We start from the raw sequence: 13,376 nt of genomic DNA, 5'->3' as shown, positions 1-13,376 counted from the left end.
GTTATTGGTCTTTGTAGTGGTATCTGAAGTCGGAAAGAAGGTCAAGGTTGTCGTCCTTGGTCGTTTTCAGCCTATTGAAATCGTCGTATTCGTAATGGGTGGTCTTGCCCCTGGGGTCCGTCATGGTCCTCATACCCACCAAGGGCTCATAGGTGTAGGTGGTTACCTGCGCCTTGGGGAGCAGTTCCCGCAAATTGTCCAGTTGCGATAGGTTGCCCTCGTTGAAAGCCTCCAAGGCCGCTACCGAAACCCCGAGGGCAGCGGCAATCTCCACATAGGTCGCGTTCTCGACCTTCGCTATCGGGTATTTGCCTCCATAACCCCAAAGGTAGGTGATCGTTGTTCCATTGATCTGTTTTACCTCTGTGGGATTTCCATAACTATCATATCGTATATACTCTAACCGAGCCTCCAAAGCCTCGTTCCCTTTTGAAATTAACACTTTCTCTGGAAGCACTAAGTTGTTACCCCAATCTTTATAGGTCGTACGTTGAATCGACATACGGGCACCATTCACATAGGTCTCAGTTTGGACGGGAAGTGCTGTTTGGTGAAGACCATCAGAACCGTTAGCTCTAACTGCTTTTAATTTATCGATCGCAGCATATTCGGTTGATGTCAAATTACCCCCGGCTAATGAAGATGTACTTTTTATATCATTTGGATAATAAGTTTTTGAAGCTACCTTCTCATTTAGGCTGTTTGTTAGTTCTTCTTTATTTAGCAAATTCAAACTGTTATACCCATAGTCTGTAATAGCCGATACTGAATGATCATCATAATACTTTATGTTTATAGCTTGATTCTTCAAAACCTTGCCTGATAAAATAGAATATTCATCATATCTAAAAAATGAGGAAATAGTTTTATAGTATCTTAGTTCATATTCACGATAATCATTTGTTGTGGCAAAAGGCCTTACTTTCAACCCCTTAAAAGTTGAATAGCCTATTGAATAATTAAATGAATCTTTTTCAACTAAATTATAATTTGAACTATCTTTTAACTTGTAAAATAATCTTGTTTTTAAAAGTGGTTTATTAGATGGAAAATATCTAGTAATATAAAATGGAGAGTAAGGAAAATAACTATAGTGAACTTCCCAACCATCATCTGGGGAATAAAATTCTCCTAAGTTTTTTAAATTTGTTCCTGAATATGTGTAATTCAAATCATACTCATAAATAATTTTACCTGCACAATCACAATTTGATTGAGAGCTATTTAGTTCGCCATAATACTCGGTTACTTCGGGGTATACAACATTGCTAGACAACCATCCTCCAATATCTAAATCTCCTTGAAGCATCGTACTATATGTAATATGTCTTTGGGGTAATGGTCTATCATAATCATAAAGAAAATTCACCCCTTCGTTTGTAAATAGTTTATGATTTATTGGAACAGTTTTATAACCGTAACCATTCTCATCCCGACCATATTTAAATTCTCTAACTAATTTACCATTTCCCCCATCTCTCTTTATAATTTTTTTAATCCGGATGCCACCACCTTTAATTACATCACCACCCTCTTTAAAACTATTATGTTCATAAATATACTCAGAACTACCCCCAGTAGGGTACATAATTTTTTTTAGAGAATAATGAGACGGTATGGAAGAACTGGTCAAATCATCACGTCGCGCACCTTGATCCAATATTATACTTAAGGGTTGTTCTGAATAATTGTTCATAAAAATAAGGTCATCCATAAATTTATCGTGGAACAAATGGTTGTAGGCTTGACCAAAAAATCCACTATCCATATAATACCCCCATTGGTCGTGGCTTAAGTTTGTTTTAGGGGTTTCCTTATGGTAGTATTCAAAATTATACCTTTTTATAGGCAACCCATCTTTATCAAAAGATACTAATGAATCTAGAAAAACATGAGCGCCATGAGTATAATAGAATCTAAACTCTTTTATAATTTCGTTTTCTGGACCATAGATTTTTAGATATTCAATCTGATTTGTGTTATTCCTTTCAATTTTTATAGAAACATTATCACCTAAAATCTCCTTCAGAAAAAATGTCACATAATCCCTACTTTCACCTTCTGTTAATTGATAATGACTTTCTATTTTATCAGGTATGCCTTCAGTAAAACTGAAGTTTCTATTATAGTACTGCCATCCTCCTGTTGAATGAACATCATAATCAAAATGCAGTCGATCACCATTTTTTGATATAATGTCAGTCAATGCCCAAGCTGTTTTAGTATTTCCCCAGGAAGTTGATAATTCAAAAATATTTTCGTAATCCATTGAGTAAAAATTTCCGAAGAAGTAATTAGTTCCTATTTCATCCGTAGCATTAAAACCTGTTATTTCCTGAGATCCAAAGTAATTAAATTTTATATTTGATTGATTCAAAGTTGTAATAGAATTATTGATCCTATCAGATATAATAAAAGAGCCTGCTTCATTTATAAGATTAAAATTAAAAATATCGTACTCCCCATCTAGTTTAGATTGTCCACCCCTAAAAGGCTGAGTAAGATAATTTGTTGGCAAAAATCTCGAAAGATATTTATCCTTTTCTGGACCGGGGTATTCAAAACTATGAAGTTTATTCAGGTAATCTGTTGGCTTTGTGGTTTCATCATCTGGATACCCATTTACAGTTCTAGAAATTCTATATCCAGGACTAAACAACCATCCTACCCCAACATCTCCATTAGTCTGTCCTATTTTTATTCCTGAAGCATGATACTGTAATGTAATTGGAAGTTCTATTCCATCAAAGTTAATAGAATATAAGGGGATAGAGATAGAGGCTAGGCCATTATATTTTGAAACTTCAAAGCTTTCATATTTAACAAACTCCTTTGACTCCGGTGATGGCGGTATAACCTGTGGAAAACTTTGAGAATAGCAATTGGATATAAATAGTAATACTGTAATTATTACTTTAAAATTTTTTAAGTGATTTATTATGTCCATATTTATTTGTTACCTTTTAATTAATTGTTCCAATTGAACCACTCTTTTCTCGAGAGCTTCATACTTCTTTATTTTTTTCTCTTGTTCGATAGCGTAGAGCGTAAGCTCCTCGATTTTTTGCAGTAATTGTATTTGGAATTCGCCAATGTTCAATCCATTTTCTTTCATCACCTCGGCTGAAGCTATTTCGGGAAGGTGCTTGTTTGCTTTTATAAAATTTTCAACCGTTTCCAGTGAAGGTATTTGGTATTTTTCTTCAAAAACGAAATCAGCGGTGGGCGTGTTGGTCACTTTGATTTCTTTGGCTTCCAACTTGCCATTGATAGCTTGGTTACCGGTATTATGTAACACTTTTGTCCAAACCCCTTCACCATCTCGGTTGGTGCTCCGAAAGTACATTACGGGTTTTTGAAAATCGTTTTTAACGACAATTTGACCTGAATATCGATATTCAGAGTAGTTTGAGCCGTGATTCATGTTGATACCCCAAAACCAACCATAAGGCTCAGGAGAATTAGCAGACTCAAAGCCTTCATAGAATCCACTTTGCCAAATGGTGTTCCAGTCCACTACTTGATCTGGATCATTTATTTTGACCTTATTCGCTACAATGTTACCTGCCACATGAAGTAATTCTTGTGGCGACCCCGTTCCTATGCCTATTTTTCCACCCAATATTTCCAGTGCGTCATTATTCCTAAGTAAAAATCGCACATCATAATCTGAGATAAGATCATTAGAAAAATCTAAAAATGGTAAACCGTCCCCTCGTAACTCTATAGATGCCCCTTGAGTTGTGGATAGTGTTGCTCCTGATCCCCATGTCAATGTTCCATTGACGTCCAAGGTAGATCTTGGATTTGTTGTTCCAATCCCTACATTTCCGGAAGGAGGAAATGTATTTGTTTGCAAAAAACAAATTGATGGCATTAATAGTATAATAAACTTCAAAAATCCTTTATTTGTCATCGTTTACTTTTTAATTTTGTTATCTCTGCCTTCAGTGCCTCTATTTCTTTTTGTTGTTTGATAGTATATAACATCAACTCTTCAATTTTCTGCAGAAGCTTAGCGTCCATTTCACCTAAAAAGAAACCATCCATCTTCACTTCTTCAGCTGATGGAATATCCTGCAAATGTCCTTCTTCCTTAATGTGTTTTTCCACTTCTTCCAGCGTTGGGAGGGTATAATCCTTTTCAAAAACAAAATCGCTCCAGCCTTGAGTTTCCACTTTAATTTCCTTTGCCCTAATGTTTCCGTTAACCGCAAGTTTCCAAGATCCGGGGGTATTTGTCCCCAACCCAACATTGCCAGTGAAAATATCGGCAAACAAAAAGGATGTATTTAAGAATTCAGTATTTGAATATTCTAGATTTTCCCCTCTAGCTCCACGAACAAAATAAGTTCCTTCATCCTGCCAAACAATTCCTCCAATATCATTGTAGGAGCCACCTGGCCTTACCCATTTTTGAATACTTTGGTCCCATTTGGGCGGCCCATAATTACCAGTTAACCAATCATCCCTAAGCCAACCGTTTTCTCCACTTCCTAAAGTTGCACCAATTGTTGTTTTTTTTATTTTTATACCATTGGTAACGTGGAGCTTGTACTCCGGGCTTCCCGTACCTATACCAACATTCCCAACGGAATTTATCATCATATCTCCTACACTTCTGTTATTCACCCTAAAAAGCATCTCGTCCTTAGAATGATTGTATTGCATTCCCCCAACAAAATCATCGTCCTGATCCGAGAAGCCGTAATAGCCACTGTTGATATTAGGAGTTAGGATGGTAATCATTCCGTGATCATCATCTTCTATAATTAATTCTGCAAAATAGTGCCCCAATCCCCCTGAGGGGCCATTATATACATGCAGCTTTTGTGTTGGTGACAGCGTTCCAATTCCTACATTTCCAGAATCTGGAAACTTATTGGACTGCGAAAGTCCAACTATAGGCAATATCAACAGGGATAAAAGTATAATTCTCATAATCTTTCTTTAAGCTGATATAATTCTTCTTTTAATTCTAGTATTTTTTGCGATTGAGATTTGTTTAATTCATCAAGCTTTTTAATCATTTTTTGTTGATCGATGGTATATAACATCAACTCTTCAATTTTCTGAAGCAGCTTTGCATCCATTTCACCTAAAAAGATTCCATCTTCCTCTACTTCTTCAGCTGACGGAATATCCTGTAAATGTCCTTCTTCCTTAATATGTTTTTCTACTTCTTCCAACGTAGGGAGTTTATAATTTTCTTTAAAAACAAAGTCGCTCCAGCCTTGAGTTTCTACTTTAATTTCTTTAGTCCTAATGTTTCCGTTTACAGCGAGTTTCCAATTACCAGGATCAGAAACCCCTAACCCAACGTTACCTGTACTTTGGATAAGCAAAGGTTGGAGTCCGTCTACCGTATCTGCGTCCAAACCAGAACCTGCGCCATCGGTTGCAGCAGTCCAGATCTCATTCCACTCCGACCATCCTTGACAGCAATCCCTTAAAAATCTAGTAAATAATCTCCCATTTGTCCATCCAGCCCAAATTTCTGCAGATCCCAACCCTCCTTTTCCAAATCCAATTGAGGCTCCATAACTACCAGATGGTTGACCTACCGATGTACTATAGTTCCACCAGGTATAAACACCTTCTGATATACCTAAGGGCATTTCTCTAAATGACGGGTCACCCGCTTGAGCCGGTTCACCATTATTATTTACTCCATGTATAAAAGTACCATCGTAAGCATTTTCCCTATATCGAGGGATATTCTGCGACCATAGTTGACTTATGCTGCCAAAAAAAATTATAACTATAATTAAAACTATATTTTTCATCTCCTAATGGATTTTAAAACATTACTACTCTGCTTTGCTTTCTTTCCCAGCCTGCCTTTCCAAGAACTCAACTCTTTGTAACAACTTTAAGTTGGTTTTGTGCTCTTCTATTAGGTAAAGAGTCAACTCTTCAATCTTTTGCAATAGCTTTGCATTCATCTCACCTAAATTGATGCCTTCTTTTTCAACCTCTTCCGCCGATGGGATATCCTGTAAATGTCCTTTTTCCTTGATGTGTGTTTCAACTTCATCTAGGGTTGGAAGATTATAATCATCTTTAAACACAAAATCGCTCCAAGTCCCCACTTCTACTTTCACTTCTCTTGCTCCAATGGATCCGCCAACTGCCAGTTTATGGCTACCAGTACTGGAAGTATTTATCCCTACACTTCTGTTGTTGTAAATACTCATTACGCTCCCACCATCAATCTGGAAGCCTATCCTGCTACCTTCATCACCCCCTACAAAGTTCATGTAAGCGTTGCCATCACCACTTGTAAAAAAACTGGTAACGTAATTGGATGTTGTGTTCGAAGATGATGTAATCACACCCCTGACCTCTAAAGTGCTTTTTGGTGTGCTGGTGGTGCCTATTCCCAATCTACCCTGAGCATCCAGCGTCATTAAGTGCGTGGAATAATTCGCCCAAGCAAACAAAGGTCTGTTAACCACCTTTGCATCAATCTTCCTGGCATTAAAGGATACTATTGGTGCATTACCTGTATCGTTGCCTGGGCCAATCTCACCCATAAAAGTTATTGCCGCCCTGTTATCAGTAACATGCCTCCCCTTAAGTAGCGGAATAAATTGCCCATCTTCAACTGTGGTATTGGCTATCATAAAATAATCGTCCAAGGCATCGTTTACACGAAACCTTAAAAAGCTTTCGCTTGGTTCTGTATTTATAACATCTATATAGGTTGAAGGATCGGTGACCCCGATACCCAACCTTTTTAAAGCTGTTAAATTTCCATCTACCTGAAAATTCCCCGTATTGCTCAACCCGGCAATAGGTTTTACACCATCGACTCCCCACGTCCAGCCCCTCCCGGGAGTATTGTGCATATTTGTCTTGATGCTATAATCCGTGACCGGTCCATAACGATACTCGCCAGTATTACCCATATGAATTTTATAGCTGTTGCTACCGTTCCAAAAGCGGAAACCGTTCCCATCGCCTGCATAAACATCATAATTGGTTTGCTGTCCAAAAGACATAGAGGCCTTTCCAAAAAGAAGAAAGCCAAATATTATTATTGTGTTGATTTTAACTCTCATGGTTGATTGCAGTTTTCCAGTTTGGATTCCAATTTTTCAATTCTTTTATTTTGCTCAATGACGTACAAAGTCAACTCTTCTATTTTCTGAAGAAGCTTGGCATTCATTTCCCCCAAGAATATTCCATTTTCGGAAACTTCCTCCGCTGATGGAATATCCTTTAAATGCCCTTTTTCTTGAATATGTTTTTCTACTTCATCCAGTTTCGGAAGATTGTACCCTTCGTCAAAAACAAAATCGCTCCATCCACTTGTCTCCACTTTTATTTCTTTGGCCCTTATTTTTCCATTTACAGCAAGTTTCCATGATCCTGGACTAATTATGCCAATACCCATGTTACCATCATCGGTAAAAATAATACTGGGATCACCGTTTAATCCATGTCTGAAATGTAAATCTTTGCCCGTCTTATTATAGGAGTGAAATATGCTCCATCCCGAATATTTGCCTCCAAATTCATCCACTCCACCGGCTATTTCAAGTTTAGCTATTCCATCATGCTGATTTGTATAGATTTTAAAGTCCGCTAATTCAGAATAGTCAAATACTTCCAACATTGCTTGCGGATTTGATGATCCTACACCTAAATGCCCATCGTTTGTAAATACAATTTCTGGACTTCCTTCGAGCCTATATCTAAAATAAAGATCCTTCCTAGTATGATTATTTGAATGATATATGCTCCATCCTGAATAATTTCCCCCAGCAGAATCAACGCCCCCGGCCAGCTCAAGTTTTGCGATTCCATTAAATTGATTTGTATACACTTTAAGATTGGACTCTCCATCAAAATTATATATTTCCAAATCCGCTGACGGGTTTAAAATCCCAATCCCAACATTTCCGGAAGGTGGAAAAGCATTACTTTGAGGGTGCCCATAAAAACCTATTAAAACGTTTAAAACAACAAACATCTTTTTCATCGCTTTCTCTTCTTAAGGTTCTCAATTTCCTCTTTCATTTCGATAAGCATTGCTTCCTGCCTTTCTATTAACTTTTGCTGCTCTATGGTATACAAAGTGAGTTCCTCTATTTTTTGTAAGAGTTTCGCATCCATTTTTCCTAAAAAGATTCCATTTTCGGCAACCTCCTTAGCCGATGGAATATCTTTTAAATGACCCTTTTGCTTAATATGTTGATCTACCTCTTCCAAGGTTGGGAGATTGTAATCTTTCTCAAAAACAAAATCACTCCAACCAACTGTTTCCACTTTTATTTCTTTTGCCCGTATTTTTCCATTTACCGCAAGTTTCCAAGAACCGGGGTCTTCAGTACCTATTCCTACGTTTCCTGCATTGAAAAACGTAGGATAGCTGCTATGTGAAGTTATACGAATTCTTTTTTCATGATTGTTTTCCCCAATAGCTTGGTAGAACTCCATCGAAGAATATAATTCTCCACTAGTTGAACCACCGGGTTTTAATTCAATAAGATTATGGGCATAGCGCCCTGGTAGGGTGCCAAAAATCAATGAATGTCCTTTCCAATGAACTCTAGTTTTTCCCCATCCATTAACTGATTCGTTGCCATCTAAATATAAGTTCCCTTTTAAATGGAGCTTTCCGAGAGGGTTTTTGGTGCCAACTCCCATATTGCCACCCTCGGTTGGAAAAACAATTAAATTTCCTGTTCCTGTCCTAAATGTTATGTCCCTATTATTGTAAGTGAAAATTGAAAAATCATCTCCGTCTCCATAATTAAGATTTGTTTTGTTCCACATAAAACCAGAAGTGTACTCAGCATCGTTTCCGAATCTTAAAAATTTATATTCACTACTACCTAAAATGGGATTCAAGTAAGAAGCATCAATAGTTTGAGAAAGACAATGAATAAAAGGAATTAACAGAAAAAAGAATATTAGTAATTTATTTTTCATAGGCGTTTATAAGTCGTTCGATGGCAATCTGTTGGGTTTTATTTTCATTTTTCAATTGAATTACGTAAAGGGTAAGTTCCTCTATTTTCTCCAATAGCCTTAAGTTCATTTGTTTAAGATCCAAACCATCTTTTTCCAAGTCTTCCGCAGAAGGTACATTTGGCAAATGCCCTTCCCTATTGATAAACTGCTCTACCTCCTCAATACTCTTCAGTTTATAATCATCCTTAAAAACATAATCTGGAGCAACCGCACCAACAAGATCAAGTTTAACCTCCTGAGCGTGGATATTACCCTTAACCGCTAGCCTTGCATCTGGATTAATAGTCCCAATACCTATGTTTCCATTCTGGAGGATTGTGAATTCTGGAGTATGCACAAAGTTACCGTTACCGTCCCGTATTTGATGGAACTGGCTTATAAAGAAATCAGAATTTGGCGCGCCTCCCCGATATAGCAATCCGGTGTACCATACATAATTATTATCCTGTCCAAAAGAAATTGCCCCTGTATCCCTACCAGAACTACCTCTATTTATCCGAAAAAAAGTACTTTCTCTTTCAGTCAAACTACTAATTCGAATTTCTTTATAAACATCCAGCTTAGATTGGGGATCGGCAATTCCAAGACCTAAATTTTTATTTTCATCGGTAACCAAAATTTGCCGCCAACCTGACCATTGGCTGTCACCGGGCGAATATTGCCGAAGCAATAAATCACCTAAAGGATAATGTGTAGTGAGTAGTTCGAAATTTCTATACGCACCGGCATTCATAGTTATTTTAGAACCATAAGGATAAGTCCAATCGACGGTATTGTTACCTCCTGGACCCGCTTGATAATAAAGACCAGTATCAATCGTATCTGGAGATAATATTTCATTAAACTGCTTTTGAGCAAGTAATGAAAAAAATTGAAGAGACATTACGAGTAGTAAAAGACTCTTGGGCGAAGAATATAAATTCATTAAATAGCATGGTTAGGTTAAATTTTTTCTTATTTATAGATGTAAAGCCTTCAAAGTTAGAATATTTTCTTAAAATTAAAAACAATTCTGTTAAAATTATTAACAAAAATTTAAAATAAAGCTTAAAAGTGCTTTCTATAAGGTTTTTACAATGAATATTTTTACTATAGTGTTTAAAAAAATTTATTGTCTGGATGGTAAAAATTGCTATTTTGTCTTGAATTTATCCTTTCTAATTAATAAACTTTCACTAACAGACATTCGAAGGATTCTATGTCCATTCTCTTCACTAAAAAAAATTTTATAATCGCTACCTTTTCCACTAACGTATTTAGAAAAAACAATTACAAATCTTTGTTTCCCATTGGACTTCAATACACTTGGGGCTCCGTGTTCGGCTATAGTATTTAATTTAAGTTCTTGAAAAGAAGCCTTACGTTTTTTATCCCCACGAATCCTAAACATCTCCATACTACCTACTTCAAAATCAATTTCGGAATTATTGATGAACTCCATGACCAAATACATTTCATCCCCGTGGTATACAAGCTGTTCCATTTTTAAAATGAGTCCGTTCTGACGGGTAACTTTTATAGGCCTGGACTTTTCTCCCAATAAATACTTACAGAACCTTTCATACCTTAAAGAATCAGGTTCCGTTACCTTCGGTGTTTGCTCCTTTAACACTGGCTTCTCCAAGCCGATATGATCCATAGGCCCCACAAAATAATTCAACTTTGGCAGGGAGTCCCGGTAGCTAAGGATAAAGGAATATACTTTTCCTGCTGCGGTCACACATAGTAGGTTCCCATCGTCCCCAATTACGCCCTGTACCAATCCAAAATATTGCATCTTTTCCTTGTTGTAGGTAAAACTAAAATGATTCCCGCCAACAATGGCCTGGCGTATCCCTGAAGGAAAAAACACCCCCACCACTTTTTTCTCATTCACATAAATGGTATCCGTCCTTTCTTGTCCATGCACCCCGTAGATGCAACATACCACAATTACAAAAACCCAATTTTTCATAGTCTTAATTTTTAATTCGTTATTTCAATAAAAGCCGGTAACCATCATGTACCGTTACCCTAACATTTCTATTGCTCCGTTGGAATATCCTCTTAAGTCCGTTGATCTGTGGGACCCCGGCAATATTGACATCCTCGATCATATCCCCCAACACCTCCCTTTTCGCATCCGATCGGAAACTGTTCCTGATATAGATCCCTTTTAGGCCATCCTGAAAGTCATAAGCTTCCAAGCCGATTGGATCGTGATTGATGTACTCGATTTTTAACAGCACCCTGTTCGGTTGAAAGGTGACGGTCCCATAGACCCTGGTATCCTTCTTAAAATTTTGACCATGAACCTGGACATCCCTTTTCAACCGCATTTGTAACCGCTCCTTTGCTTTTACCGTTTGTGTGCCATCAACTTCCAGTACTATCCCATTTTCACTTCCCTCTTTTCCAACAATCGGGTTCGAGGCAAAGAAAAGTTCGTGGGCCAAGCCCAATTCCTCCACGGAAACAAGGTTTATTTCCAAGCTATTTTTTTCATCCACCTTTATGGTATCAACCGGAGCCACAATCGTTTCGTTTTTGACCACATCGGTATCATAGCTCCGTACCTCTTGTAAGCGTTCATACCGCTTTACCCCCAGTTCATAGACGCTATCGATCATCCGTTTCTTTTTTTTATCCATGAGCTGGGGATCGTAATATCCCAAGGAATCGATATACCTGTTCTGATAGGGACTGGGGGCTTCTGTCTGCTGTTCCTCCTCCAGGGCTTCCACCGCCTCTAGACGGGAACCATATGAATCGGGCTCCCCTTCCACTTTTGGCACCAACAAACGCTCCGGTCCCAATTGGGGCTCCTTGGAATCCCCAAAATAGAGCAGTCCGTATGCCCCTATAAAGAGTAGGGTACATAACACCATGGCCATAAAGACCAGTTTCTTTTTATCTTTTAAAAGTTCCATGTCAATATATTTAAGGTTCCAACTTTTGTAAACTGTTTTCAAAAAACCCTTTGATCAAAAGACCATGGGGGTTGTGGGGAAAGTTCCTTTTGACCTGCATCAACTCCCCACTGGTCTGAAGCTCGTACCGATCGGTGACCGTCCCCCTGCTTATTTCAAAGAGTACACGGCACTTAAAACTGATCACATCATCCTGAATAAGTACCTCGGAAGACACTTCCTTTACCTGCTGTACCAGGGCATATTGCACCAATCGGTTGTAGAACCCTTCCATTTTTTTCTGGCGGTACACTTCATCCACCGAACTGTCCCCCAGCCAAAGGGCCTTTTCTATCTGGGTTTTATAGCCCCCGGCCTCCAGCCCATAGAAATAGCGGTGGAATTTTTCCAAGTGGGCCAAGGCCTCTATTTTCAGGTTTTCCCTGTTATTGGCAATTTCCAAAGGGATCACATCCCCTTCCCTACTTACCACAAAGGCATTTCGGATGGTTTCCTTATGGAGTTTGATGACCATCAAGAGGGATACGACCGTGGTGATCACACTTCCGATGATGGAGGCCAGGACAACCCATCGGTTGAGCTGAAGTACTGTGTATATGTTTTTATAAGGGCTTTTGAGTTTCATAAGCATATCGTTTATATTAACTTCCCATGAACAACCTGAAGACAAAGGAGGTTGCCCGTCTGTAGAGCTTGAATTTTACAAGGACAATGAAACCGACCGTTGCCAGTTCGATCATGGGGGCAAAAAATTCCGAGCCCCAATCGGTTCCGAAAAGGGTGTTCCAGAAATTACCGCTGATTTCACGGTATAGGTTGTTGACAAATACATTGACCAGAAAAAACGCGGGCACCAACATATAGACCCCGGCATATAGTTTAAAGTAATTATAGGCCAGCCCACGAAACTTTTCGAACACGGCCAGACTGATCACCAACGGGAAGAAGGCCTGCATGATCCCCAACAGGAAATAACGCTCTGCCAGGAACAACGGATAGATGAACAGGTCCATGAGCCATAGAAAGACAGCGAGGATAAAGGCCAATAGTTTCATTCCATAGAGCGGGGTCACCAAGGCATCATACAAAAGCGACAATGCTTTTTTGGCGGCTTCCATGGCACCCACTTCCCGTTCCAGGTCAACCTCCTGCAACTGCAGGGGAAGGAGTGCCGGAGCCGTATCGCGGTAACCGCTCTCGATCGATACCAGGAGCGCATCGAAAAAACCTAGAACCTGGGTGGAAAAGATGACCAACAGCACCACTGCAAAATTCTTGGCGAGCTCTGCAGGGGACAGTCCCCAGGTGTAGCCCTCCCTGTCCACAATGCCCTCGTTGTACTTTTTAAGGATGTTGACCAAGAACAACAACACCGCCAAGGACTTCATCCCGGTAAGCGTGTATTGGGAAAAGTCACTGTCCTTGATCACCTGAAAGACACTGTCCACATATTCCAAACCGATATTCAACACTATCCCAGCCATC

12 protein-coding genes are annotated in these 13,376 nt (G+C 38.8%); all 12 read right to left on the bottom strand.

From position 1 onward, the window contains the following. Position 1: 1 nt before the first annotated feature. Positions 2-2,947, bottom strand: a complete 2,946-nt coding sequence (locus HX109_RS10800) for an RHS repeat domain-containing protein (protein ID WP_178951853.1) — start codon at positions 2,945-2,947, stop codon at positions 2-4. Between the two features lie 9 nt (positions 2,948-2,956). Continuing rightward, positions 2,957-3,916 (bottom strand): hypothetical protein, encoded by a 960-nt coding sequence (locus HX109_RS10795; protein ID WP_178951851.1) that lies wholly within the window; start codon positions 3,914-3,916, stop codon positions 2,957-2,959. Then, entirely contained in the window at positions 3,913-4,941 is a 1,029-nt protein-coding gene (locus tag HX109_RS10790; RefSeq protein ID WP_178951849.1) for a DUF4200 domain-containing protein, read from the bottom strand. The genes HX109_RS10795 and HX109_RS10790 overlap by 4 nt, the downstream gene beginning before the upstream one ends. Further along, positions 4,938-5,786 carry a hypothetical protein gene (locus HX109_RS10785; RefSeq protein WP_178951847.1) on the bottom strand — a complete coding sequence of 283 codons (849 nt, stop codon included), beginning with the start codon at positions 5,784-5,786 and terminating at the stop codon, positions 4,938-4,940. The genes HX109_RS10790 and HX109_RS10785 overlap by 4 nt, the downstream gene beginning before the upstream one ends. 24 nt (positions 5,787-5,810) lie before the next feature. Next, positions 5,811-7,064 carry a hypothetical protein gene (locus HX109_RS10780; RefSeq protein ID WP_178951845.1) on the bottom strand — a complete coding sequence of 418 codons (1,254 nt, stop codon included), beginning with the start codon at positions 7,062-7,064 and terminating at the stop codon, positions 5,811-5,813. Then, positions 7,061-7,987, bottom strand: coding sequence for a hypothetical protein (locus HX109_RS10775; RefSeq protein ID WP_178951843.1), 927 nt, complete (start codon positions 7,985-7,987; stop codon positions 7,061-7,063). Before HX109_RS10775 ends, HX109_RS10780 begins: the two co-directional genes overlap by 4 nt. Then, positions 7,984-8,940, bottom strand: coding sequence for a hypothetical protein (locus HX109_RS10770; RefSeq protein ID WP_178951841.1), 957 nt, complete (start codon positions 8,938-8,940; stop codon positions 7,984-7,986). The genes HX109_RS10775 and HX109_RS10770 overlap by 4 nt, the downstream gene beginning before the upstream one ends. After that, positions 8,930-9,907: a tail fiber protein gene (locus tag HX109_RS10765; RefSeq protein ID WP_178951839.1), complete on the bottom strand. Its 978-nt coding sequence runs from the start codon at positions 9,905-9,907 to the stop codon at positions 8,930-8,932. The genes HX109_RS10770 and HX109_RS10765 overlap by 11 nt, the downstream gene beginning before the upstream one ends. A 207-nt stretch (positions 9,908-10,114) precedes the next feature. Continuing rightward, positions 10,115-10,936 (bottom strand): DUF4138 domain-containing protein, encoded by an 822-nt coding sequence (locus tag HX109_RS10760; protein WP_178951837.1) that lies wholly within the window; start codon positions 10,934-10,936, stop codon positions 10,115-10,117. 19 nt (positions 10,937-10,955) lie between these two features. Continuing rightward, on the bottom strand, positions 10,956-11,891 hold the full coding sequence (gene traM / locus HX109_RS10755; protein ID WP_178951835.1) for a conjugative transposon protein TraM: 936 nt from the start codon (positions 11,889-11,891) through the stop codon (positions 10,956-10,958). Positions 11,892-11,901: 10 nt separating this feature from the next. Next, positions 11,902-12,516 (bottom strand): conjugal transfer protein TraK, encoded by a 615-nt coding sequence (locus HX109_RS10750; protein ID WP_178951833.1) that lies wholly within the window; start codon positions 12,514-12,516, stop codon positions 11,902-11,904. A 16-nt stretch (positions 12,517-12,532) separates the two neighbouring features. After that, positions 12,533-13,375 carry a hypothetical protein gene (locus tag HX109_RS10745; protein ID WP_178951831.1) on the bottom strand — a complete coding sequence of 281 codons (843 nt, stop codon included), beginning with the start codon at positions 13,373-13,375 and terminating at the stop codon, positions 12,533-12,535. Position 13,376 lies beyond the last annotated feature (1 nt).

Origin of the sequence: Galbibacter sp. BG1, from assembly GCF_013391805.1 — a bacterium.
Classification (GTDB): domain Bacteria; phylum Bacteroidota; class Bacteroidia; order Flavobacteriales; family Flavobacteriaceae; genus Galbibacter.
The sequence above is the reverse complement of the archived record's forward strand: the minus strand, read 5'-3'. Positions and strand labels throughout refer to the sequence as shown.

Coding starts and splice junctions, on each gene's coding strand:
- HX109_RS10800 (WP_178951853.1), bottom strand. CDS start 2,947: ATGGACATAATAAATCACTTAAAAAATTTTAAAGTAATAATTACAGTA.
- HX109_RS10780 (WP_178951845.1), bottom strand. CDS start 7,064: ATGAGAGTTAAAATCAACACAATAATAATATTTGGCTTTCTTCTTTTT.
- HX109_RS10785 (WP_178951847.1), bottom strand. CDS start 5,786: ATGAAAAATATAGTTTTAATTATAGTTATAATTTTTTTTGGCAGCATA.
- HX109_RS10765 (WP_178951839.1), bottom strand. CDS start 9,907: ATGAATTTATATTCTTCGCCCAAGAGTCTTTTACTACTCGTAATGTCT.
- HX109_RS10750 (WP_178951833.1), bottom strand. CDS start 12,516: ATGAAACTCAAAAGCCCTTATAAAAACATATACACAGTACTTCAGCTC.
- HX109_RS10760 (WP_178951837.1), bottom strand. CDS start 10,936: ATGAAAAATTGGGTTTTTGTAATTGTGGTATGTTGCATCTACGGGGTG.
- HX109_RS10795 (WP_178951851.1), bottom strand. CDS start 3,916: ATGACAAATAAAGGATTTTTGAAGTTTATTATACTATTAATGCCATCA.
- HX109_RS10745 (WP_178951831.1), bottom strand. CDS start 13,375: ATGGCTGGGATAGTGTTGAATATCGGTTTGGAATATGTGGACAGTGTC.
- HX109_RS10790 (WP_178951849.1), bottom strand. CDS start 4,941: ATGAGAATTATACTTTTATCCCTGTTGATATTGCCTATAGTTGGACTT.
- traM (WP_178951835.1), bottom strand. CDS start 11,891: ATGGAACTTTTAAAAGATAAAAAGAAACTGGTCTTTATGGCCATGGTG.
- HX109_RS10770 (WP_178951841.1), bottom strand. CDS start 8,940: ATGAAAAATAAATTACTAATATTCTTTTTTCTGTTAATTCCTTTTATT.
- HX109_RS10775 (WP_178951843.1), bottom strand. CDS start 7,987: ATGAAAAAGATGTTTGTTGTTTTAAACGTTTTAATAGGTTTTTATGGG.